9 protein-coding genes are annotated in these 25,219 nt (G+C 70.8%); all 9 read left to right on the top strand.

Annotation, left to right across the window (positions count from 1 at the left end; all coding sequences use genetic code 11):
• Nucleotides 1-27 precede the first annotated feature (27 nt).
• The 9 genes from eccD to REH65_RS26020 all read left to right on the top strand — a co-directional run bounded on the left by eccD (nt 28) and on the right by REH65_RS26020 (nt 25,142).
• A complete protein-coding gene (gene eccD / locus REH65_RS25980) occupies nt 28-1,407 on the top strand; it encodes a type VII secretion integral membrane protein EccD (protein WP_406689493.1) in 1,380 nt (459 codons plus the stop codon).
• Nucleotides 1,408-1,464: 57 nt separating this feature from the next.
• Nucleotides 1,465-2,871 (top strand): type VII secretion protein EccB, encoded by a 1,407-nt coding sequence (gene eccB / locus REH65_RS25985; protein WP_406689494.1) that lies wholly within the window; start codon nt 1,465-1,467, stop codon nt 2,869-2,871.
• 82 nt (nt 2,872-2,953) lie between these two features.
• Nucleotides 2,954-3,265, top strand: a complete 312-nt coding sequence (locus REH65_RS25990; protein ID WP_281453911.1) for a hypothetical protein — start codon at nt 2,954-2,956, stop codon at nt 3,263-3,265.
• A 34-nt stretch (nt 3,266-3,299) separates the two neighbouring features.
• A complete protein-coding gene (locus REH65_RS25995; protein WP_281453910.1) occupies nt 3,300-3,587 on the top strand; it encodes a hypothetical protein in 288 nt (95 codons plus the stop codon).
• A 124-nt stretch (nt 3,588-3,711) separates the two neighbouring features.
• Nucleotides 3,712-4,095: a hypothetical protein gene (locus REH65_RS26000; RefSeq protein WP_406689495.1), complete on the top strand. Its 384-nt coding sequence runs from the start codon at nt 3,712-3,714 to the stop codon at nt 4,093-4,095.
• An 80-nt stretch (nt 4,096-4,175) separates the two neighbouring features.
• The gene (locus REH65_RS26005; RefSeq protein WP_406689496.1) at nt 4,176-7,118 is read left to right on the top strand and encodes a hypothetical protein; all 2,943 of its coding nucleotides are present in this window, start codon (nt 4,176-4,178) and stop codon (nt 7,116-7,118) included.
• Nucleotides 7,119-7,148: 30 nt separating this feature from the next.
• A complete protein-coding gene (locus REH65_RS26010; RefSeq protein WP_281453907.1) occupies nt 7,149-7,586 on the top strand; it encodes a YbaB/EbfC family nucleoid-associated protein in 438 nt (145 codons plus the stop codon).
• Nucleotides 7,576-7,908, top strand: coding sequence for a hypothetical protein (locus tag REH65_RS26015; protein WP_281453906.1), 333 nt, complete (start codon nt 7,576-7,578; stop codon nt 7,906-7,908). The genes REH65_RS26010 and REH65_RS26015 overlap by 11 nt, the downstream gene beginning before the upstream one ends.
• A 65-nt stretch (nt 7,909-7,973) precedes the next feature.
• The gene (locus REH65_RS26020; protein ID WP_406689497.1) at nt 7,974-25,142 is read left to right on the top strand and encodes a hypothetical protein; all 17,169 of its coding nucleotides are present in this window, start codon (nt 7,974-7,976) and stop codon (nt 25,140-25,142) included.
• Nucleotides 25,143-25,219: the final 77 nt, after the last annotated feature.

A 25,219-nucleotide genomic window follows, 5' to 3' on the forward strand; every position in this document is an offset into this window, starting at 1 on the left:
GCTCAGCCTGCGGTTGCGGCAGGCGAGGTGTGTCGACTGACGATCCAGGGCCCCAGCTCTCGGGTCGAGCTCGCGGTACCCGCCCACATCCCGCTCGCGGACCTGCTGCCCACCTTCCTCGACCACCTCGGCGGTGGCCTCGGGAACGCGGGCCTGGAACACGACGGATGGGTGCTGCAGCGGCTCGGCGAGCCCGCCCTGCAGGAGGATCTCGGCACTGCCGCGCTGGGCCTCTACGACGGCGACATCCTCTACCTCCGGCCGCGCAACGACCAGTTGCCGCCGGCCGACTTCGACGACCTCGCCGACGGCGTGGCGACCGGAATCCGCAACCAGCGCAAGGACCTGTGGCGTCCGGAGAGCACCCGGCGCGCGTTCCTGGCGCTGCTCGGCGCCTCGCTCGCGCTCGGACTGGTGCTGCTGCCCAGCATCGGCGCCGGGCAGTGGGTGGCCATCACCGCAGGCAGCGTCGCGCTCGTCCTGCTCGGCGCCGCCGCCCTGTCCTCGCGGGCCCTCGGCGACCGGGCCGCTTCGGAACTGCTGTTCTCCGGCAGCGCCGCGTTCGCCGCGGCCGCCGGATGGGCGCTCCCGATGATCGGGCGGCCCGTCATCGCCATGAGCACCCAGCTCGTCGCGCCCTGCCTGACCGCAGCCGCGGTGTGCACCAGCGTCATCGTCCTCGGCCGGTTCCTCGTCGGCGGCGGGTTCGGCGCCGGTTACCTCGCCGCGATGCTCGCCACCGGGCTCACCGCGCTCGTCGGGCTCCTCAACACCTTCGACATGCTCTCCGCCGGAGGCGCGGCCGCCGTCGTGCTCGCCGTGACGCTGCTGGTCGGCACCCGCGTCCCGCGCATCGCCGCCTGGCTCGCCGGGCTGAAGGTGCCGCCGCTGCCGACCTCCGCGGAGCAGTTCCAGGAAGGCATCGACCCCGAACCCGGCCGCGAGCTGATGGACCGCACCGCCGAGGCCGACTTCAACCTCACCGCGCTGTGCGCCGGGCTCGGCGTCGTCATCGCCGGATGCCTCGGCATCCTCGCCTTCACCCCCGGGTGGGCGTCGCCGACGCTGGCCGCCATCGCCTCGTTCCTGCTCCTGCTGCACTCCCGCGAGTTCGCGAGTTCCCGCCAGCGCGTGGCCGTCATGGTGCCCGGTTTCCTCGGCCTCGCCGCCGTGATCACCGCGCTGTGCCTGGTGATCCCCGGCGCCTGGCGGATCGCCGTCATCGGCGGGCTGATCGTCCTGTCCGGACTGCTGCTCGCCGGAGCCCGCAGCCTGCCCGGCCGCCGCATGCTCCCGCACTGGGGCCGCGCGGGCGACTGGGCGCACATGGCCCTCGCGATCGCGATCATCCCGATGACGTTGGCAGCGCTGAACCTCTACGCCGTGGTGAGGGCCGCATGGTCGTGAACGAGGTTCTCCGGTGGAGCCGGAGCTCGGGCACCTTCCTGTCCGGGGGAGGTCGTCGTGCACTCGCGCAGTGACCAGGTCCAAGCCCACTCGTTCATGGCCGCGCGGGTCGTCTCCGCGCTGGTGCAGGCCGAACCCGACGCGCCCGACCCGCCGCTGCGTCGGACCCCGCTCGGCTACGTCATCGGCCTGATGCTGTCGATGCTCATCGTCGCCGGGTTCGCCGTCGCCGGCGTCCTCGGCTTCGGCGGGGCCACCGACTGGTCCCAGCCCGGCAAGCTCATCGTCGAGAAGGAAACCGGGAGCCAGTACGTGCTGGCCTCCGACGGCACGCTGCGCCCGGTGCTCAACTACGCATCGGCGCGGCTGCTGGGGGCGAGCGAGGTCGCGGAGGTGTCCCGCTCCACGCTGAGCGAGGTGCCGCGAGGCACTCCCATCGGCATCATCGGCGCCCCCGACGGGATCCCGGCGGGCGCCGCGGGAGGTGCGGGCCAGGCGTGGCTGGTCTGCGCCACCACCACCCGCGACGCCGCCGGGGCCCCGCACGCCACCGTCGCCCTGCACGTCGGCGACGCCGCCGAGGCCGAACCCGCCGGGCCGGACGAGGCCGTGCTGGTGCGCTCCACCAGCGGCGACCAGTACCTGGTGTGGCGGGACAAGCGGATGAAGCTCAGCGCCCCGTGGGTCGCCGCCGTGCTCGGCTACGACGCCTCCACCGCTCTGCCGGTGCGCGACGCCTTCATCAACGCGATGCCCGCCGGGCCCGACCTCGGACCGCTGCAGATCCCCGGATCCGGCCAGCCCGGCCCGGCCCTCGGCGGCCAGCCCACCCGCATCGGCCAGGTCTTCTCGGTCAGCGTGGTCGGCCGCCCGCAGACGCTGTACGTGCTCACCACCGGCGGGCTGATGCCGGTCAACGGCACGACCGCCGCGCTGGCGATGGGCGACCCGGCCGGCGGTGGCCAGACCGGCCCCCGCGCGCTCTCGCCCGCGGCGATGGCCTCGGTCGGACAGGTGCCCTCGTCGCCGACGATGGCGCAGCTGCCCGACAAGCCCCCGATGCCGCTGGTCGCCGACGACACCACCGCGCCCTGCGCCCGGATCCAACCGGGCCCGCGCGGTGCCCGGTCGGCGCTGGCCATCGGCCCCGCCGAAGGTGGCGTCGTGGTCGGCGGTCCCGGCATCGAGCGCGACGAGTTCACCGCCGACCGCATCGACGTCCAGCCCGGTGCGGGCGTGCTCGCCCGCACCCTGCCCGCCCCCGGCGTCCCCGGCGCCGGTCTCTACCTGGTCACCGACTCGGGTGCCAAGTACCCGGTGCCCGGCCAGAAAGCGGCCGAGGCCCTCGGGTACCGGCTGACCGACGCGGTTCCGGTTCCAGCGCACCTGCTCTCGCTGCTGCCGACCGGACCGGTTCTCGCACCGGAGCGAGCCGCAGGAGGTGCTGCACCAGCAGCACCGTGACACGCCGACCCACCCGGTCGGCGCGCAGTACGCAAGTCGAATCCCGCCCATTTCAAATTCCGCACAGCGCAAGGAGAAACCGATGACCGCACCAGGCGCCCAGTACGGCCTCAACGACGCTCAGCTGCAGCAGATCATCGAGGCGACCAACCAGTCCCTGTCGCAGATGCGCCAGCTCAACAACCAGGTCCAGATGCAGGCGTCCTCGCTTGGCCAGGCCAACCAGTCCGACTCCGGTCGCATGCTGGTCGACAAGTTCGGCGTCTGGGCCGGTGACTTCTCGCGCATCGAGAACGAGCTCAACCAGCTGAACCAGCGCGTCATGGACGTCCGCAACGCCTCCCTGCAGGCCGCTCAGCAGGCCGCCGACTCCGCCTCCGGCGCCAACCTCTGATCGACACCTCCACCTACTCAGAACGGAGATTGAGATGACCCAGTTCAGCGTGCAGCACGGGGCCTACGAAGAGGTCAACATGGGGCTGCAGCAGGCCGTTCGCCAGATGGGCACCATCCTCGACGAGCTCAACGGCTTCCTGAAGAACATGGGCGAGGCCACCCAGGGCAAGGCCGCGCCGCTGTGGGCCGAGAAGCAGCAGAAGTGGAACCAGGCCTACACCGAGATGAACACCCGCCTGAGCAGCGGTCACGTCTCCTCCAACAACGCCGCCCAGGCATTCCAGGACGGCGACAACAGGAGCGCCCAGATCATGGCGTGACGAGTCCTCCCGCGGCTCAAGCCGTTGAGAGGTGCTCGTGCGGTTGAAGTTTCGGGTGCGGGTCGCCACGCGCAGCGGCCCGCGCCCGATCCCCCGTCTTCCTCCACCGTGACAAGGAGAACCAGTGGCTGACGAGACGAAGACCAAGTTCGACAGCGGTCAGTACGAGAAGCTGATCAAGGACGTCGACACCCGCGAGGACGAGCTGCGCAAGCAGTTCCTGGGCGCCAGCTCCGGCATCCGGCTCGCGGCCGACCTCGGCGAGCGGGTCCACGCCGGCAACCCCGAGTGGCCGGCCATCCAGTCGCTCAACGAATCCCTGGGCGCCCTGGGCAAATCCGCCGAGGCGATGAACGAGAAGACCAGCAAGGACTGGCGCAAGTTCACCCAAGCCCTCAACGACGCCAAGCGCGTCTTCGAGGACACCGACGATCTCGCGACCTACTCGGCCACCGAGTTCACCCAGGAATACCCGGACATTTCGGGAACGCAGACCCCGGCCGCCTGAGTCGGTTCACCCCCCACTCGATCGACCCCCACCCGATCGACCTCAGCTGACGGCATCAGCCCAGGAGCAGGAGAAAGCCCATGCCCGAGAACGCGGACCTGTCAGGCCCGAGCAGCGACTGGACGTTCTTCCAGGCGCTCAACGCGTTGACCGGAAAAGGGCCGGACCTGAAGTCCAAGGCCGAGGGCATCAAGTGGTTCGAGGTCGCAGGCGGTGGCGACGGTGGAGCCGGCGGCAAGGACGCCGACTTCACCGGCGACAAGCTCAAGGAGGACCTGACCAACCGGGTCGCGCCCACCGAGGACCTCACCTACACCGCGTTCGACCGGGTCTACTACCGGGTCAACCGCAACACCGCCGCCACCGACGCGTGGACCCAGGCGATCAACGACGCCGGAACCATCGTCGAGGAGATGTCGTCCGGCAAGAGCGGCACGCTGGACCTGCCCACCCTGCGCCAGGCCCAAGACCTCGTCGGCAAGTACGAGAAGTGGCTGGAGGGCACCGGCACGGACTTCCGGGCCTGGGCGAAGTCGCTGGACTCCGAGGACTCCGGTTTCAGCGGCAAGGCCGCCTCGGTCATCCAGGGGCGCATGGACCAGAACGCCGACAAGCTGGAAGGCCTGCACGAGCAGCTCACCATCGACCGGGGCGTCGCCGTCTCGGTGGCGCTGAAGAACCTCGGCGACAAGGTGGAAGCGGCGATCAAGGGCCTCGCCGAGGCGTTCTACGACTTCCGCAGCCGCGCCCTCTACGCCCCAAACAACAAGCGCGTGGACTACGAGAACCAGCTCTACGACTTCCTCACCAACGGAGTGGGGCTGGTCAAGGGCGCGCCGAACTACCAGCTCGACGGCAAGAGCACCTCCGAGGCCCAGGAGTACATCAACACCTCGCTGGCGAGCTTCAAGGAAGGCAACCTGGTCACCGCCGGTCCGTGGGACAAGATGAACACGGAGATCAGCAACGCCGCGCTCACCGAGCTCAAGACGCTCGACACCGCGGCGGCCGCGGCGCTCAAACCCCTCGAAGAGGAGCTCAAGTACACGCAGTCGGCGATCAAGGAGCTCACCGAGCCCGAGGCCAGCGCCCCGAACACCCCGCCGACCACGCCGCCTCCCAACGGCGACACCAACATCCCGCCGCCCCCGGGTGGCGACACGAACATCCCGCCGCCGCCCGGGGGCGACACCAACGTGCCCCCGCCCGGCGGGGATACCAACGTCCCGCCGCCCGGTGGCGGCGACGGTCTCGGGGGCGCCGGTGGCGGTCCCGAGGGCCTGGGCGGCGGTGACGGGTCGGGCGGCGATTCCGCGAACGGCGGCGTCGGCGGACTCGGTGGCGGCGACGGTCTCGGCGGTGCCGGTGGCGGTCCCGAGGGCCTGGGCGGCGGTGCCGGATTGGGCGGCGATTCCGCGAACGGCGGCGTCGGCGGACTCGGCGGTGGCGACGGGCTCGGGGGAGCCGGTGGCGGCCTGGGCGGAGCCGACGGCCTGGGCGGGGACTCCGCCAACGGCGGCGTCGGCGGCCTCGGCAGCGGTGACGGCCTCGGCGGTGCCGGTGGTGGCCTCGGCGGCGACTCCGGTCTGGGGACCGGGGACAACGGTGCCAACGGCGGTGCGACGCCGCCGCTGGTCGGCCCCGGTGGGCTCGGGCTCGGCGGCGCCACCGGCGGCGCGGGCACCAAGCCCGGCGCCAACGCCAACGGCGATCCGGCCAACGGCGGCGCGGGCGGTTTCGGCGACTTCGGGCAGAACGACCCGGCCAACGGCGGGGTCGGTGGGCTCAGCGGCGGCAGCCGGCAGCCCGGCCTGGTCGACAGCGGCCTGACCCAGAACTCGTTCGACCCCGCCAACGGCGGTGCGAGCGGCTTCGGCGACGTGCCCGGGCAGCAGGACCAGGACCGCCCCGGCGGCATGGCCGGTGTGCCCCTGGACTCCAACGGCAACCCGATCCCCGGTGCCGGAGAAGGCATCGGCGACCTCGCCAACGGCGGTGCGGGAGGCTTCGGCGACACCGGGCTGCCCGGCGGCGCGGACTCCGGACTGGGAGCCGGTCAGGGCCTCGGTGACCCGGCCAACGGCGGCCTCGGTGGACTCGGCGCGGGCGGCAACGACGGTCTCGGCGCCGGGGCGGGCCTGGGCGATCCGGCCAACGGCGGTGCCGGTGGGTTCGGCGATCTGCCCGGTGGTGCTGACGGCGGCCTCGGCGCCGGTGCGGGCCTGGGTGATCCGGCCAACGGCGGTGCCGGGGGCTTCGGCGATCTGCCCGGCGGCCAGGGCGGTTTCGACCCCGGTGGCCTCGGATCCGGTGCCGGGGAAGGGCTCGGCGACCCGGCCAACGGCGGACTCGGCGGCTTCGACCCGGGCGGACTCGGGTCCGACTCGGGCGCCGGGCTCGGCTCCGGTGCCGGCATCGGTGACGTCGCCAACGGCGGCGCCGGTGGGTTCGGCGACGGTGGATTCGGCGACGGTGCGGGCGGTCTCGGTTCGGGCGGCTTCGAGGGCGTGTCCGACCCGGCCGACGGCTACGGGTTCGACAACGTCTCCGACGGCTTCGGCGCCCCGGACGGCTCGGCCGACGGCGCGGGTGGTCCCGGTACGGGTTCCGAGCAGCAGCGCGGTGGTGCCGGGGGCGGCACCGCCGGGTTCGGCATGGGCTCCGGCGCGGGCTCCGGTCTCGGCGGTTCCCAGGCATCGCCGCTGCCGCCGGGGATGAGTCAGCTCAACGGTCCGTCCACGCAGCAGGGCATGGGCGGAATGCCGTTCATGCCACCGATGATGGGCGGCATGGGCGGCCAGCAGGGCGACAAGAGCGAACGCGAGCGGCAGACCTGGCTGTCCGAGGACGAGGACGTCTGGGGCACCAACGCCGACGCGGGCATGGGCGTCATCGGCCTGCCCGACGAAGCCGACTTCGACGTCGACGAGCAGATCGCCGCGGGCCCGGTCCGCCCGCCGCGCCAGCCGCAGCAGACACCGGCGGAGCAGGAGCAGACCACCCAGGCAACGGCGCAGGGCTGAAGACCAGGTCCCGGGAAGGAGGGAGTGGCGATGTCCTCTCCTCTGTTCAACCAGATGGAAAACGCTCTGGCAGACCTCCGGAAGCAGCAGGAGCGCATCCGCGAGGCGCAGGAGCGGGCCGAGAAGGAGACCACGACCGTCTCCAGCAAGGACCGCTCGATATCCGCGACGGTGGACCACCGGCAGCGGCTCACCGGTCTGAAGTTCTCCGGCACCCGCTACCGCACGATGGCGCCCGCCGAACTGGCCAACAAGATCGTCGAGCTGGTTCGGCAGGCGCAGGACGAGGCGAGCCAGAAGTCCATCGCCGTCTACAGCGCGATGGCGCCCGCCGGGTTCGGGTCGGCGCTGACCGACATGGTCAACGGCGACTTCGACCTGGACACGATGTTCGACGAGGCGGTCCGGGAGGCGGACAGCATGTCCGACGCCGCCGACGAGGGGGAGGGGACCGATCGTGGCAAATGAGGAGAACGACCTGGTCGCGGCGGACATCGAGGCGCTCAAGCGGGGAGGCGTCGACCTGACCCGCATCGCCGAGACCGCCAACGCCATCTACGCCGACCTGGCCCACGACTGCAACTCCTTCGCCATCGAGGGCGACGACGACATCGCCAAGACGCTGCGCTCCAAGTACGAGCCGGGGGAGAAGGACGGGCTGGAGTTCCTGCGCATGCTCGGCCTGAGCATCGGCACCGACGGCGAGAAGGTGGTCGACGTCGGCAAGACCTTCGACGACATGAACTCGACCGCGAACAGCGAGGTGACGCGGGGCGGCAAGAAGGCGTGAGCGCGGCGCGCGGCGCGACCGACGACGGCGTGCCGCGCGCGGACGAGGGGGCGTGAGGGCGAGCTATGGCGATCATGGTTCCGGAAGAGGTCGGCAACCTCTTCATGGTCTTGACCGGCGAGAAGTGGCCGCAGATCAATGAAGATCAACTTCGCAAGCTGTCGGAATCGTGGCGCAACACCGCGAACCGGCTGCGCAACGACCTGACACCGGAGCTCGCTCAGGCGATCAAGCTCATCCGCTCCGAGTTCTACGGCAAGGCCGCGATGCGCTTCGCCGACCGGATGGCGCCGTACGTCGAGAGCAACGGCCACATCGAGACCGCCGCCGCCGGGTACGAGCAGATCTCCGCGTTCCTCAAGCAGCTCTCGGTGCAGACCGAGTACGTCAAGCTCGTCAGCCTGCTCTCGCTCGTCGAGCTGCTCGCCGAGATCGCCTGGGCCATCGCGATGGCCGGGCCCACCTTCGGCGCCAGCATGGCCTGGCTCGCCGGCCGCTACGCCATCGTCCGGTTCCTGCTCAAGAACATCTGGGGACGGCTGCTGATGCGCGTCATCCAGGCGCAGGTGTTCGGCATCGCCTTCCAGGTGGCCATCGACGCCGCCGCCCAGGGCATCCAGATGGCGAAGGGCAGCCGCGACGACTGGGACGAGGACGCCACCAAGCAGGCCGCCGCAGTCGGAGCCCTCGGCGGCGCGCTGTCCCTGCCCTTCGCCGCGCTCGGCGGCGCGATGGGCAACATGCTCGCCAAGGGCCTGGTCAAGGGCATCGGCGACCAGATCGACAACGATATCCTCAAGGCCGCCGCGGAGGCCGCCGCCAAGAACTTCGCCGACGACTTCCCGAAGGCACCGTCGCTGGCCAAGTTCGCCACCCAGGTCTCCGACCACATGAACACCCACATCGCCCGCGACCTCGGGGCCGCCACGCCCGGCAACTACGCGGGCATGAGCCTCAAGGGCATGTGGGCCGAGAAGTTCGGCCGCGGCCTCGCCGACGCCGTCGAGGAGGGGCTGCACGAGTTCTTCACCGAGGGCCTCTACGGCGCCATGACCGGGCAGGGCTTCCAGGCCAACCCGTACTCGTTCACCGCGGGCATGTCCGCCGGTCTGTCGGAGAACCTGGGCAGCGTCATCGGCGCCGGGCTCCACGGCAACCTCACGCCCGGCAGCGGGGAGAACCCGTTCCTCGCCGCGCAGCGCGAGAACGAGGGCGGCGACTCCGACACCTCGCCGCTGCTGAACGGCGACGGCGACCTCGACACCTCCGACATCGACAGCGACGCGCAGAGCGTCTCCGGCGACAGCACGTCCGGCGACAGCACGTCCAGTGGCAGCACGTCCGGTGGTGGGGTCGCCGGTGGTGTTGCGGGTGGCAACCCGTCTTCGCTGGGGCAGTCCCAGACCCAGGTCCCGGGGCAGGGCGGGGGAGATCGCGGCGCGGTCGACGACGTCGCATCGACCGGGTCCGACAACCCGAGCAACCCGTTCGAGTCCGATGCCGATGCCCAGTCCACGACCGCCCAGTCCACGCCTGCGCAGTCCACGCCTGCGCAGTCCACGACTGGGTCGCTCGCCGAGTCGCAGACCCAGGTCCCCTCGCAGCCCGGGTCCGAGACCGGTTCGGTCGTCGAGACGCCGGAGACCGTCAGCGTCGGCGGCGAGCGGGGAGCTGCCCCGAACTCCGGTTCGCAGGTCTCGACCGGGCAGGAATCCGGTTCGAACAGCGCTGTTCCGCCGGAACCCGCTCCCTCGAACCCGGACGTCTCACCCGGACTTCCTCCGTCGGGGCAGTCGTCGAACACCCAGGGGGAACCGAACCTCTCGCCGTCCACATCGGACTCGTACGTCGCGCCGCCGACGCAGGTCGACGGGCAGGCTCAGGTGAATCCCGGTGGGCAGCAGGCCGCCCCCGATGCCGTCGCCACCGACGGGGGGACGACCGGGACCGGGACGCAGCAGCCCTCGTCGCCGGTCGGGTCGGTTCAGACCGATCCGGTGCAGTCCAACGGTTCCCAGTCCGCCGCCGATCCGGTGCGGGGAGGCACCGATTCCGCCGTGCAGGTCGATCGGGGTTCCCAGACCGATGGTGCCGGGACGGATCTCACGCAGTCGCGGACGGATCTCGGCCAGAACCAGCAGAACTCGGCGAGCGACACCACCACGACCACTTCGCAGAGCTTCGCCGACGTGCAGGCGCAGAGCGGCCAGGGGCGCCCTGCGAGCGAGACGACCAGCACCGACCGCGTGACCAGCAGCGACGGGACGTCCGGCCAGCAGTCGGTCACCGGTCTCGGCCAGACCGGTCAGACGCAGGTTTCCGGCCTCGGATCGAGTTCGTCGAACCCCGCCTCGACGAACTCGCCCGCGCCGCAAGCGCAGTCCCAGACCCAGACCCAATCCCAGTCGACCCCGAACACGCGCGGCGGCACCACGAACTCGATCGCCACGTCCTCGCCGTCGGTGACCGACGTGACGGCGACCTCGCAGACGTCCGTGCCCCAGGTTCCGGGCACCCCGACGCCCGAGGCGTCGACCGCGACGGTCACGGTCGACTCCAGCGGCAACCTCGTCGACACCGCCCAAACCCAGGAGACGCCCCAAACCCAGGAGACGGGACAGACCCAGGAGACCGGGCAGACCCAGGAGACCGGGCAGCAATCCACGCAGACCCAGCAGGACACGACTCAGCAAGACACCGCCGGCACCGGCCGGGACACCGTCGACACGGCAACCGACACCGGTTCCACCGACACGGCCACCGACGGCACCACCTCGACCGACGACCTGTTCGCGGCGCTGGACCAGGACACCCCGCTGGACCTGTCGCTCACCGATCCGTCGCAGGTCACCCCGGCTCCGGTGCTGCCGGAGACGGCGCGGGCCGCGGACTCCTTCGCCGCCGACATGACCGCGCGCGTCGACGAGACGCCGCGACCGGCGGAGCTCACCCGCGACGGCATCATCACCCACAACTCGCGCCTGCTGCCCAGCGACGGGGTGTGGTCGCCGGATCGCCCCGCGCCGCTCGCCGCCAACGTCGCCTCCAAGATCGACGTGGACCCGGCGGTGCGCGCCGGGCTGCAGGGGCAGTTCCAGCACCTGGTGAACACGCGGGGCGAACTCGGCCTGCTGCAGATCCTCTCCAGCGGCCGCAGCTTCCAGGTCCCGACGACGACCGGCACGCAGAGCGTGTTCGTGCGGATGGACCCCGACACCGTCACCCCCGCCGCCACCCCCGACTCGGCGGTGCACGACACCCCGTCGCAGAGCAGCAAGCACGAGGGGGCGAGCCGCTCGATCTCCAGCCACGCCGTGTCCCGCAAGCTCCGGCAGAACGCCGTCGCCGGCTGGGTGGACTCGGCGATCGAGGTGGCAGCGACCTCGCTGAACCTGCGGGTCATGCCGTTCCTCGGCTGGGGCGAGAGCCGCACCAGCTCCGTCTCGGACAAGACCGGCAACACGCGCGAGCGCACCGCCAAACTCGGCGGCCACCACAAGGCCTTCGACGTCAACTTCGAGGTCCAGTGGGAGTCCGGCGGGCAGCGCGGCAGCTCCCGCTTCGACCCCACGGTCCGGCTGGCGTACCCGGAGACGGTGCTGGAAGCACCCCGCCCGGCACCGACCCCGGACACCGCACCGGCCACCACGACCCCCGCGGTGCAGGGCAACCAGAACCCGGCCGCGCAGACCACGCCGACGCCGCGCGCCCCCGTCCCGGTGCCCGCCGAGATCCAGCAGCTCATCGCCAACCTCGACGGCTACGCGGGCATCGGGCAGCTCAACCGCTCCGTCATGGACAACCTGCCGGACTGGGCCAAGAACGACGCCACCCTCAGCGGCGGGATCGCCGACAAGGTCGACTCCTCGCAGTTCGTCGAGGAGACCTCCGAGGGCCTGGTCAACGGCATCGACATCAGCCAGCGCACCACCTACCCCAAGTGGTCGCGGATGCCCGGCAAGAACTGGTCGAAGCACCCGCAGGTCTCGGTGAAGGTCGAACCGCAGGTGCGCGGGTTCGAGCGGATCGGCGACCCGCAGCCCATCCGCACCGGTGAGATCCTGCGCAACACCAAGGACACCGGCCTGTCGCAGAGCATCGGATCGCGCGCCATCGGCGGCATCCGGCTCCGCGGGCTGTTCACCTCCGGCGAGGCGAAGATCGACGGGCACGGCAGCCCGCTGCAGATCGGCCCGATCGGCGTGCTGTCGCTCAACTCCAGCCGCAAGGAATCCCAGACCGGCCGGGAATCCGGCACCAACAAGGACAAGTCGCTGGAAGGCGACGGCGCTCAGCGCTACCGGATCGACCTGTCGCTGGCCGCCGAGATCACCTCCCGGCCCGGCGGCAAGGCCGAGTCCGCACCCGTCACCGTCGCACCCACCGACGGGGCCACCTACGTGTGGGTGCGCAACGAGGACGTGCCCGAGTTCGAGCAGGCGCTCACCGACGCGCTCAACCCCGACGGCACGACCACCATGCCGAACCCGGTCCCGGTGCCCGACGCCGAGCAGCGCGAACGCATCCGCACCGTCGTCGACGGCGAGGGCATGTTCAGCAACGTGGTGCGGGTGCGCGGCACCGAGGCCGTGCGCGACCAGGCGCGGCAGCACATCCGGCAGCGGCTCACCGCGCTCGGCGTCGACCAGGACCAGGTCGACTGGAACCAGATCAACCGCGACCTCGGCGGGCTCGGCCCGTACGGGGTGATGACCAAGTTCGACGACCTGACCGGTGACGGCAAGCCGGTGACCGTCGAGGTCACCGCGGGCGGCCGCAAGTTCAAGTTCGAGCTCACCGGTGACCTCGGCGACGTGACCGGGCGCCGCACCCTCGACAACGACGTCAAGTTCAGCGCCACCCGCAAGCGCGGCAGCGGCTGGAAGACCGGGTTCAAGACCAGCTTCGGCGTCGGCGCGCTGGTGGCGGCGATGGCGCGCGCCACGATCCGCCCGTCCGGCTACGGCGCCAACAACTACGTCGGCGGCATCGCCGGCATCGGCGGCAGCTGGAACCGGGGCAAGGCCAGCGGGTACGGCGACAGCCTCGAATCCGAGCAGCGCATCAAGTACGAGGGCAAGGCCGACCGGGTCACCCGCGACGTCGCGTTCGAGCTCAAGGCCACCGACACCTCCGCGCGGAACCCGTTCAGCCGCACCACCCCGCCCACCTCGATGCAGGTGCCCGGACAGGCCGACTACCGGGTGGCGAGCTTCCTGCTCGACGCCGACGCGGGCTGGCGCCCGGGCGACCCGGTCCCGGCCGCGGGACGCGGGCTCGACGACGGCAACCGCGTCGACATGAGCAACACCGCCGTGGTCTCGGTCCCCGACCTCTACGGCAAGGCCAACGAAGCCTTCCACGAGATGCAGCGCGACGCCGCCCGCGGCGCCAAGGAAGGCCGGTTCGAACGCTTCCGGCGGTGGATCGCGCACGGCAGCAGCGATCCCCGGCACAGCGACCCCAAGCACCTCGTCGACGTCGACCCGCAGTGGTGGAAGACCCGGATCCCCGGCATGTTCCACACCCCGCAGGTCCGGGACGACGGATCGCACGCCGGGTGGTTCTTCGACCGGATGCAGCGCGGCGCCTTCGAGATGCGGGTGCACAACGAACGGCCGCTGGGCCCGGTGCCGGGCAACTCGACCTGGGAGACCAGCAACAAGACCGGTGTGTCGATCTCCAACGGCACCAGCAGCGGCACCGACGGCGAGCTGGGCGTCAACTTCTGGGGCGCGATGGCGGACGCCAACGCGGGCGTGTCGATGTCGACCGGGCGCGGCAACGACGACTCGCTCGGCGGCTCCACCAAGTCCAGCTCGCAGGTCAAGACCCCGATGGACCTCTACACCGGTGACCTCGTGCTCACCGTCCGCGCCGACGCCTGGCAGCAGCTGTTCGGCCAGCCCAACCACCGCTGGGACGCGATCAGCCCCTACCCGACCGGGGCGCAGAGCGACAGCGTCGAGATCGTCGTCCCCGACGGCCTGCTCTACGTCAAACCGCGCACCCCCGTCACCACGCACCCCGACGGCCGGCTCACCGAGGACCTGCCGCTGCTGCGCGACCTCGGCAAGGGCCTGGACCGGTCGGTGGTCGTCAACGGCTTCACCCGCGACGACCCGGCGCCCGCCGACGGCTCGCAGGACCAGGAGGCGGGTGCGCCGGGGCGGTTGTCCGACGACGCGATCCGCGCGCTCTGGCACGCCGCGCCCGAGCTGTTCCCCGGCTGGACGCCCGATTCCGGCCGCCCGGCACCGCTGTTCGACGCCACCAACGCGCTGCGCGCCCTCGACAACCCCGCCGACGTGCGCGAGATGCTCAACGGCGGCTGGCAGCGCAGCATGTTCCGCTCCCGCTGGTTCGGCTCGCACTACTACACCTTCACCGCGACCGCCGAGCAGCAGCCGGGTGCCGAGGTCATCGACCGCGGCGACGTCCCCTCCGGCGGCTACGCCGAGACCCAGGGCGTGCGCGGGCAGGGCCAGGACTCCTCCCGCGACGTGGCCACCGCGCTGGGGATCACCGCGTGGCCGATCGTGCCGACCACCGCCGCCGGCGACACGATGGCCCCGATGCCGCTCGTCGGCTCGACCCAGGCGAGCAGCGCCGAGCAGGCCAACGAGGTCGACACCTTCCAGCAGGAACGCTCCGACACCGACGGCCACGTCGGCGTGCGCGCACCCGTGCAGGTCAACTTCACGGTGCACAAGTTCCGCGTCCCGCCGCTGCTGCTGTCCACCTTCACCGAAGGCGCCGCGGGTTCCAGCGCCTACCGGCACCCGGAGCTGCGCGAGGTCACGCTGCCGCCGCAGCTGTCCCGGACCCGGGGCGCCGTCGACCTGAGCCTGCCCGAGTTCCTGCTCGACCAGCCCGCCGACCGCACCACCACGACCACCGGCCGCGACATCACCGACGCCGCCCGGCAGACCCCGTCGTTCCAGCTGGCCAAGAGCACCCGGGACCCGGAGCTGACGCGGCAGGTGGTCGACGCGATCGTCGAGGCGCGCGGCCACGAGGACCTGGTGCACCGCTGGTTCGGGGAGGGAACCCCGAACCGCGGCAAGATCGACGCGCTGTTCTCCCCCGACGTGCTCGTGCCGAACATCGGTCCCGACCGGCAGCTGCTCAGCGAGGACGGCCACACCAGCACCTTCCGGGTGCACGACCGCTTCCTCGCGGTGGACTACGAGGTTCAGGTCAAACCCCGGCTGAGCGACCCGCAACACCTGCACACCTGGACCGAGGCGCAGCACGAGGCCAAGCGCGGTCAGGAAGCCGGATCGTCCTCCGGGGACGGCAACACGCGCGGCGTCGACACGGGTCTGGGCGCGATGGCCATCAACGCCCAGAACTGGAGCAACGCCGAGAACGCCGCCTCGCGCGGCGTCACCGACGGCGACACGGCGGCCTCCGCGCTGGAGCAGAGCAACACCTCCCGCACCCGGCAGCAGGAGTGGCACCGCTACACCGCGACCCCGCACTACGACGTGGTGATCCGCTCCAAGCCGCACTTCTCGCCGTTCTGGTCCGAGCACCGCAGGGAAGGCGCCGACGGGTTCACCGGCACCCCGGTGGAGTTCGACGTCCGCGAGGGCGAGCACACCGCCTTCGAACCCCCGCCCCGCACGACGCCCGCTCCCGCCACCGACCCCACGACCTCCACGCAGGACGGCGCTGTTCAGGACGGCGCTGTTCAGGACGGCGCTGTTCAGGACGGCGCTGTTCAGGACGGCGCTGTTCAGGACGGCGCTGATCGGGACGGCGCTGTTCGGGAGGGGGTTGTTGACGACGGGGCGCGGAGCCCCGAGGAGGTGCGTCGGGAGATCCGGGCGCTGGAGGACCAGATCTCCGACCTGACCTCCCAGTACGACCGGTTGACCAGCAGGATCACCCACATCGCCGGCGCCGTCCAGGCGATGGCCGAACCGCACCTCGACGGCGGGCCGCGACCCGATCCGCGGCAGGTCGAGATCATCCACCGCGCCGCCGTCGAGGTCACCGAGCCCGACGTGCGGCGGCTCGACCAGCTCGGTCAGCAGATCGCCGCGAACACCTTCGAGCTGCAGGACCTGCGCCGCGAGGCCACCGACGTCGACCCCGGCGTCGCGCCCGCGCCGGACGGTCCCGCTCAGGACAACGGGGTTCGACCCGACGAGTCCCGGACCGACGGTGATGGGCGGCGTTTCGACCGGTCCGGCAACCTCGTCGAACGCGGCCAGGACGGGCAGTGGCGCAAGCAGCGCTACGTCGCGCTGCCCTGGCTGGACCAGAACACGCTGGTGCTGGGCGTCCGTCCCGAGACCAACCCCTTCACCGGCCGACCGAACCACATGGCCGGGTTCCCGACCGCGCCCGGCGGCAACGCCCAGCAGAGCCACGTCGGTGCCGACGGCGACGTCGTCACCGCCGCCCTCGCCGACCGGGTCGGCCAGGACCTGCCCGGCGGCTACCGGTTCACCGGCCACGACGGCACGACGAACACCACCCCGGGCAGCGGGAACGCCAAGGCGGACGCGCACTTCGTCCCGGTGTCGCTGGAGCGCACCGGCACCCCGCACAAGCCGAGCACGACCGCCGACGTGCGGGAGGTCGGGCGCAGCGTCGAGATCGACGTCCGCGATCTCGGCGTGACGCGCCAGAACACCGCTCGCGAGATCCTCGCGGCCGTCGCCCACGCCGCGGGCGTCGAGGACTTCGGGTCGCGGCACGCCGAGGAGTTCTTCGCCGATCCCGCCAGCGCCCAGATCGCCGAGTCCGTCCGCGACCGGCTGCCGACCTCGCCCCAACCCGCTCCCGCGTCGCGGCCCGACGCTGGGCCGCAGCCGGTTGACGGTGATGAGTCGCCTCCGACGTTCGAGGTGGAGGCCGAGCGGTGGAAGCCGTTGGACAACGCGTTCGTCTTCGGTGATGGGGCCGTGCAGCGCGGACCGGGCAGCGGCATCCGGCAAGAGGTCCGCTACACCCTCACGCCCGAACCGGGGCGTTGGAACCTCGAGACGAAGCTCCACCTGCGTCCGGCCCCCGGTGTGACCGCCGAAGACCTGGCGAACGTGCGCGCCAACACCGCCGCCGGCCTGGAGCAGCTGCTCAACCAGCAGGCCCACCTGCTGCCGGGACCCGACGTCGAAATGCACGGCAACGTCGTGTTCGTCGACGACCCGGCCCAGGCGTTCAGCGTGATCGACGTGGTGCCGGGCAAGCCGGACGACCGGTCGAATCCGATGGATCAGCACAGGTGGGCGGCGGGCGCGTCGTCGTCGGAGTTCACGCACGAGGTGATGCACTTCTTCGGCGTGCGGGACGCGTATCCGCATCCGCGGCAGCTGCTCGACACCTCCGACAGCCCGGTTCCGGGCGATCTGATGGATGTGCGTCAGCCCGGTGCCGAATACCGGGTGCTGGACCGGCACATGCAGCAGATCATGGACGTGGCCTCACCGCACCTGCCCGGATCGCTGGCGACCGACGGGGTCATCCCGGCGTCCTCGGGCACCGCGCTCGATTCGCAGCGCGAGCCCGACACCTCCGACGTCTCACCGGCCAGGCCGCCCAGCGACCGGCCCCGTCGCCACCACGGCCACGACTCCGGCTCCTCGCGATCGTCCCACTCCTCGCGCTCGCCTCGCTCGCACCACTCGTCGTCGCAGTCGAGGCCGGTCGTGCTGGACAACCCGCAGTTGCGGGAGAATCCGTCGCGTCCGTCGTGGATGTACCGGGGTGATACGCGTCAGCCGGAGGTTGTCTTCCGGGACGGCATGACTTCCTGGGGTAGGGACTACAACCTGGTGTCGCACGTGCACGGTGGTGATGGTGCGCGTGAATCCGGGTACGTGTCCGTGACGCCCAGTGCGACGGCTGCCCACCAGTTCGTCGTCCCGGACGGCGGGGAGCCGATTCGCCACAACGGGCGTTGGTACGTGCCGATGTCGGGGCAGATCTATCAGATCGAGTCCTCCGGAAACATGATTCACATGGCGTCGCAGAACCTTCCGCAGGATCTGCTGGACCGGATGCGGTACCAGACCGAGTGGGATGCGGTCCGTCATGTCGATCGGCGCAACGTGCATTCGGCGATGACCGTAAGCGGGCACTTCCACCAGGGGCCCGATGGCCGTCGCACCATTCTCCCGGGCACGGTGCCACGATTGACGAACGTCGAGAATCGCGACTACGTCCCGGGTTATCGGGGTTACGACCCGCACGCCGACCGCGACAGCGGGTTCACCCGCGACACCGACCTGGGCCTAGGTCCCTCGCGGCGTCGCCGCTCGCCGTCCTACGACGACGAGTACCCGGCAACCAGCAGCTCCTCGTCCTACTACCCGAGGCACTCCAGCTCCTACGACAACTACTACGACCGGCGCCCCGGCCTGCCCCCGAGCGCCGAGACCTCGGCCCAGCAGACGGGTGATCAGCAGACGGGTGATCAGCAGGACAGCACCGAGGTCACGCTCGACAACCCGCAGCTGCGGACGAACCCGCCACGGCCGCGGTGGATGTACCGGGGCGACACGCGGCCGCCCGCGGAGATCTTCCGCGACGGGATGACGTCGTGGGGCACCGACTACGACCTGGTCGCCCACGTGCACGGCGGCGACCAGGCCAAGAACTCCGGCTACGTGTCGGTGACGCCCAGTGCCGTTGCCGCGCACCAGTTCGTCGTTCCGGACGGCGGCGCGCCGATCCAGCGCGACGGCAAGTGGTACTTCCCGATGTCCGGGCAGATCTTCCAGATCGAGTCGTCGGGCAACATGATCCACATGGCCTCGCAGAACCTGCCGCGGGCCCTGCTCGACCGGATGCAGTTCCAGACCGAATGGGACGCGGTCCGCCACGTCGACACCGAGAACATCCACTCGGCGATGACCGTCGAGGGCTACTTCCACCAGGGCCCCGACGGCACCCGCACCATCCTGCCGGGCACGACCCCGACCATCACCAACGTCGAGAACCAGAACTTCGTGCCCGGGCACCGGGGCTACGATCCGCACGCCGACCCCGCCAGCGGGTTCACCCGCGACAGCGACCTCGGCCTCGCCGAGACCCCGCGCACCGAGCAGAACCCCGACATCTCGCCGGGGTTGCCGCCGTCGGACGACGGTCGGCGCTCGTCTCACTCGCGGAACTCGCACGAGTCTTCGCGGTCCCACCACTCCTCGCGGTCGCACCACTCCTCGCGGTCGCACCGCTCCTCGTCGAGCCGGCACGCGCCGTCTTACTCGACCTACACCGCTGTTCCGTCCTCATCGCAGAACCCGACGGGTCCGGTCACCCTGGACAACCCGCAGCTGCGGGCCAACCCGTCGCGCCCGTCGTGGATGTACCGGGGCGACACGCGACCACCGGAGGTGATCTTCCGCGACGGGATGACGTCCTGGGGCACCGACTACAACCTGGTCTCGCACGTGCACGGTGGAGAGCACGCCCGCAACTCCGGCTACGTGTCGGTGACGCCGAGTGCCGTTGCCGCGCACCAGTTCGTGGTTCCCGACGGTGGTGAACCGGTGTACTACAACGGTCGTTGGTACGTGCCGATGTCGGGGCAGATCTACCAGATCGAGTCCTCCGGAAACATGATTCACATGGCGTCGCAGAACCTTCCGCAGGATCTGCTGGACCGGATGCGGTACCAGACCGAGTGGGACGCCGTCCGCCACGTCGATCGCCGCAACGTGCACTCGGCGATGACCGTCAGCGGGCACTTCCACCAGGGTCCGGACGGTCGTCGCACGATCCTGCCCGGCACGACTCCGAACCTGACCAACGTCGAGAACCCCGACTTCGTCCCCGGATATCGGGGTTACGACCCGCACGCCGATCCCCGCAGCGGGTTCACCCGCGACACCGATCTCGGACTGGGCGGGCGCCGCTCCTACGACCCCGACATCTCCCCGGGGCTGCCGCCCTCGGACGACGGTCGGTACTCGTCCCGGCACTCGTCTCACTCACGGCACTCGCACGAGTCCTCGCGCTCGCACCGCTCGTCGCGGTCCCATCATTCGTCGCGGTCGCACCACTCATCGTCGAGCAGGCACGCGCCGTCGTACTCCACCTACGCGCCCGCGCCGTCGCAGCCCCCTGCCCAACCCCCGGTCACCTTGGACAACCCGCAGTTGCGGTCCAGTCCGCGGCGTCCGCAGTGGATGTACCGGGGTGACACCCGTCCGCCGGAGATCATCTTCCGGGATGGCATGACCTCCTGGGGCACTGATTACAACCTGGTGGCGCACGTGCACGGCGGTGATGCGGCCCGCAACTCCGGCTACGTGTCGGTGACGCCGAGTGCCGTCGCCGCGCATCAGTTCGTGGTGCCGGACGGTGGTGATCCGATTCAGCACGGCGGTCGGTGGTACGTGCCGATGACCGGGCAGATCTATCAGATCGAGTCGACCGGCAACATGATCCACATGGCCTCGCAGAACCTTCCGCAGGCCCTCCTCGACCGGATGCAGTACCAGACGGAGTGGGACGCGGTCCGCCACGTCGATCACCGCAACGTGCACAGCGCCATGACGGTGCGCGGTTACTTCCACCAGGGTCCGGATGGTCGGCGGACGATCCTTCCTGGTACGACGCCGGAGCTGACGAACGTGGAGAACCGGCGCTACGTGCCGGGTTTCCGTGGTTATGACCCGCACGCCGATCCGTACAGCGGTTTCACCCGCAACACCGACCTCGGACTCGCGCCGCCGCGCCCGAGCCGGTCCTCCCACGAGTCGAGCCGCTCGATCCCCGCTCCCACCGGATACACGACCTCGTCGACCTACCCGAGCTCCTCCTACTACCCAGCCGGCAGCTCCTCCTCGTCATCGCGCTACTACCCGGCTTCCAGCAGCGACCCGTACTACTACGACCGTCGGCCGGGGCTCCCACGGGACCAGACCGGGACGCCCGACGTGCTTCGCGAGCAGGGCGGCGATTCGGTGCGGGTGCCCGTTTCGATCGCCGACAGCCCCAGGATCCAGGCCCCGGCAGGCCCGGTCAGCGCCGAGACCGTGTCCGCCCAGGTCGCTCCCGACGCGAACCGCGTCGTGCTGCTCCCGCCCGACGGCTCGGGTGCTCGCGGTGTGGAGTTCACCGACAGCGGGACGCGCGTGGCGCGGGACCTCGGCAAGGAGGTCGTGGCGCTGGTCGACAACGGCCGGGGCAAGCTCCAGTGGCGCAGCTTCCAGCCCGACGGCTCCCGACCGCGCGTGGTCCGCGACGACGGCCCGATCACCCCCGCCCTCACGACTCCCGACACGCCCGCGCCCGTCAACCGGCAGGCCACCGGGTCGCAGGTCTCGGAGCCGCCGCCGACGTTCACCGTCGAGGCCGAGCGGTGGAAGCCGTTGGACAACGCGTTCGTCTTCGGTGATGGGACCGTGCAGCGCGGTCCGGGCAGCGGCATCCGGCAGGCGGTGAGCTACAGCCTCACGCCCGAACCGGGCCGGTGGACCTTCGAGACGAAGCTGCACCTGCGGCCGGCCCCCGGTGTCAGCCCGCAGGACCTGGCGGCCGTGCGGGCCAACACGACCGCCGGGCTGGAGCAGCTGCTCAACCAGCCCGAGAACGTGCTGCCCGGACCGGACGTTCGCGCGCACGGCAAGGTGACCTTCGTCGACGACCCGGCCCAGGCCGACGGCGTGATCGACGTGGTGCCGGGCAAGCCGGACGACCGGTCGAACCCGATGGATCAGCACCGGTGGGCCGCTGATGCGACGCCGTCGGAGTTCACGCACGAGGTGATGCACTTCTTCGGTGTGCGGGACGCCTACCCGCATCCGCGGCAGGTGCTCGACACCTCCGACAGCCCGGTTCCGGGCGATCTGATGGATGTGCGTCAGCCCGGTGTCGAGTACCGGGTGCTGGACCGGCACATGCAGCAGATCATGGACGTGGCCTCGCCGCACCTGCCCGGATCGCTGGCGACCGACGGGGTCATCCCGGCGTCCTCGGACACCACGACCACGGCGCAGCGCCAGGCCGATCCGGCCGACGTCTCGCCCGGTGTGTCGCCCGACGACCGCTACCGCTACTCGCACGAGTCCTCGCGCTCGCACCGCTCGTCGCGCTCGCATCATTCGTCCAGGTCGCACCACTCCTCGTCGAGCAGGCACACCCCCTCGTACTCGACCTACACCGCGATGCCGTCCTCATCGCAGGCGAGCAGTTCGCCGCAGGTGCCTGCCCAGCCCTCTGGTCGGGTCCGACTCGACAACCCGCAGTTGCGGTCCAACCCGCGGCGTCCGCAGTGGATGTACCGGGGCGACACCCGTCCGCCGGAGATCATCTTCCGGGATGGCATGACCTCCTGGGGCACTGATTACAACCTGGTGGCGCACGTGCACGGCGGTGATGCCGCCCGCAACTCCGGCTACGTGTCGGTGACGCCGAGTGCCGTCGCCGCGCACCAGTTCGTCGTCCCCGACGGTGGTGATCCGATTCAGCACGGCGGTCGGTGGTACGTGCCGATGACCGGGCAGATCTATCAGATCGAGTCGACCGGCAACATGATCCACATGGCCTCGCAGAACCTTCCGCAGGCCCTCCTCGACCGGATGCAGTACCAGACCGAGTGGGACGCGGTTCGTCATGTCGGTCACCGCAACGTGCACAGCGCTATGACGGTGCGCGGTTACTTCCACCAGGGTCCGGATGGTCGGCGCACGATTCTTCCTGGTACGACGCCGGAGCTGACGAACGTCGAGAACCGCCGCTACGTGCCGGGTTTCCGTGGTTATGACCCGCACGCCGATCCGTACAGCGGTTTCACCCGCAACACCGACCTCGGACTCGCCGAACCCGCCCCGCAGCCGACCCGATCGTCGCACGAGTCGAGTCGATCGGTGCCCGCCTCGTACCCGTCGACCTCGTACTACTACCCGGCGTCGAGCAGCAGCTCGTACTACTACGACCGGCGGCCCGGCCTCCCGCCTGGCCAGGACGGCGCCGCCCCGAACCGTGCCACCGATGCTTCGCCCGCCGCCTCGGTACCCCGCGAGCAGCGCTTCGCCGCGATGCTCGACACCTACCGCGACGCGCGCAACGCGGTCGCCGCCGGTACCAACCCGGTCCGCTACCACGCCGAGGGCGTGCCCGGCGGTGTCAGCAGCAGGCCCGATGCCCGCTTCGGCACCGAGATCGAGTTCACCGTTCCCGAGGAGCACTTCGACGTCGCGGTCCAGGAGCTCGGCACGGCGTTCCGCGACGCGGGCCTCGGTGACTGGCGCGACGGGCAGGAACTGGCGTCCGGCCTGGTCAAGAAGGCGCCCGACCGCTGGCGACTGGTCGACGAGGACACCCTGGAGAACGGGATCGAGGCAGTGTCGGAGAAACTGGGTGGCGACGCCCGTTCCTGGCAGCGCTTCGAAACCGCCGCCGACATCATCGGCTCGGTCGTGGAGAAGTACGGCGGATCCGTCGACGAAGGCGGCGGGCACGTCAACGTCAGCTTCGACGGCACCACCTTCACCCCGCAGGCCAGCGTCGCTCTGGCAGGGCTCGCCAAGGCCCGCGAGCAGTCGCTGTACCGGATGGCGAACTCCACGATGGGCGGCAGGCAGCGCGAACTCCGCGCCGTCGGGCCGATGCCCGTCCCGCCCCGCACGGATGCCGCGTCGACCGCCGAGGACGTGCGCGCGCTGAACTCCAGCCGCAACGAGGGGCTCAACTTCGAGCACGTCCAGGCGAGCCCCCACGACCGCTGGGAGTTCCGGATGTTCCCCAGCAGCACCGACAAGGGGGAGTGGCAGGCCCGCGTCGAGCTCAGCTCCGCGATGGTCGCCGCCGCCCAGGACCCGGCGACACACGACCGCATCGACGCGCTGCTGTCCGACCCGAGGCTGCTCGGCGACGAAACCGGCGACCGCTCCGAGGAAGCCCAGCTCAACGACCTGCTCGACCTGCTGGACGTGCTACCGCTGAGCAAGGCGGCCGAGCAGCAGATCGTGGAGCTGTTCGCCGCCACCGAACCCTGGCAGCGGACCGGTGCCACCGACGACTTCCAGACCCTCGCGGTGCCCACCCGCGACGGACTGCACTACCCGAGTTCGAACGACGACGTCGCGAACCTCGTCCAGCAGGCCCGCGACGCCCGCCCGAACCTCGATGAGCAGGTCATCCGGTTCACCACGAGCCAGGACGGCGACCGGGTGAGCCTCTGGGACGGCGGGGACCGCACGCCGCGCGACTTCGCCAACCACGTGCGCCTGCACCCCGGTTTCGACCAGGATCGCCGCGTCGTGGTGGAAACCGGAGACACGGCCGCGCGCGCCGCTCACGACGTGGCCAGGCTGCTCGGCAACGCCGAGATCCGGCCGCGGCGGGAACCCGCGTCCGGTGCGGTCGGGGCCGACGTCTCGCCGGGGCTGCCGCCGTCGGACGACGGCCGGTACTCGTCGCGCCATTCGTCCCGCTCGCGGCACTCGCACGAGTCGACCCGCTCGCACCACTCGTCGCGCTCGCACCACTCGTCGCGCTCGCACCACTCGTCGTCGAGTCGGCACACCCCGTCGTACTCGACGTACACGGCGGCCCCGTCGTCGCAGTCGGGTCAGCCGTCGCAGTCGGGTCCGGTGCGGTTGGACAACCCGCAGTTGCGGGAGAATCCGTCGCGCCCGGCGTGGATGTACCGGGGTGATACGCGTCAGCCGGAGGTTGTTTTCCGGGACGGGATGACGTCGTGGGGTCGGGACTACAACCTGGTGTCGCACGTCCACGGCGGTGATGCGGCCCGCAACTCGGGGTATGTGTCGGTGACGCCGAGTGCGACGGCTGCGCATCAGTTCGTGGTGCCGGACGGCGGGGAGCCGATTCGTCACAACGGGCGTTGGTATGTGCCGATGTCGGGGCAGATCTACCAGATCGAGTCGTCGGGCAACATGATTCACATGGCGTCGCAGAACCTTCCGCAGGATCTGCTGGACCGGATGCGGTTCCAGACCGAGTGGGACGCGGTCCGTCACGTCGATCGCCGCAACGTGCATTCGGCGATGACGGTCAGCGGGCATTTCCACCAGGGGCCGGACGGGCGCCGGACGATCCTCCCGGGCACGGTTCCGCGCCTGACCAATGTGGAGAATCGCGACTACGTCCCGGGTTATCGGGGTTACGACCCGCACGCCGATCCCCGCAGCGGGTTCACCCGCGACACCGATCTCGGATTGGGCCGTTCGCCGCGGCGTCGCCGCTCGCCGTCCTACGACGACGAGTACTACGACGACTACCCGCCCTCGTCCTCCCGGCGCTGAGGTGTTGCGTCAACCGAGTGAACCTCTTCGCGCTCGCCAGCCGTGGAAGTAACGGGGACAGCGGGAGGAGGAAGACG

The sequence above is a fragment of the Saccharopolyspora sp. ID03-671 genome (genome assembly GCF_045278815.1).
GTDB classification, from domain to species: Bacteria; Actinomycetota; Actinomycetes; order Mycobacteriales; family Pseudonocardiaceae; genus Saccharopolyspora; species Saccharopolyspora ipomoeae.

Excerpts from the sequence above, each read along its gene's own strand:
- REH65_RS25995 (WP_281453910.1), top strand. The coding sequence starts at position 3,300 with ATGACCCAGTTCAGCGTGCAGCACGGGGCCTACGAAGAGGTCAACATG.
- REH65_RS26005 (WP_406689496.1), top strand. The coding sequence starts at position 4,176 with ATGCCCGAGAACGCGGACCTGTCAGGCCCGAGCAGCGACTGGACGTTC.
- REH65_RS25990 (WP_281453911.1), top strand. The coding sequence starts at position 2,954 with ATGACCGCACCAGGCGCCCAGTACGGCCTCAACGACGCTCAGCTGCAG.
- REH65_RS26020 (WP_406689497.1), top strand. The coding sequence starts at position 7,974 with ATGGCGATCATGGTTCCGGAAGAGGTCGGCAACCTCTTCATGGTCTTG.
- REH65_RS26010 (WP_281453907.1), top strand. The coding sequence starts at position 7,149 with ATGTCCTCTCCTCTGTTCAACCAGATGGAAAACGCTCTGGCAGACCTC.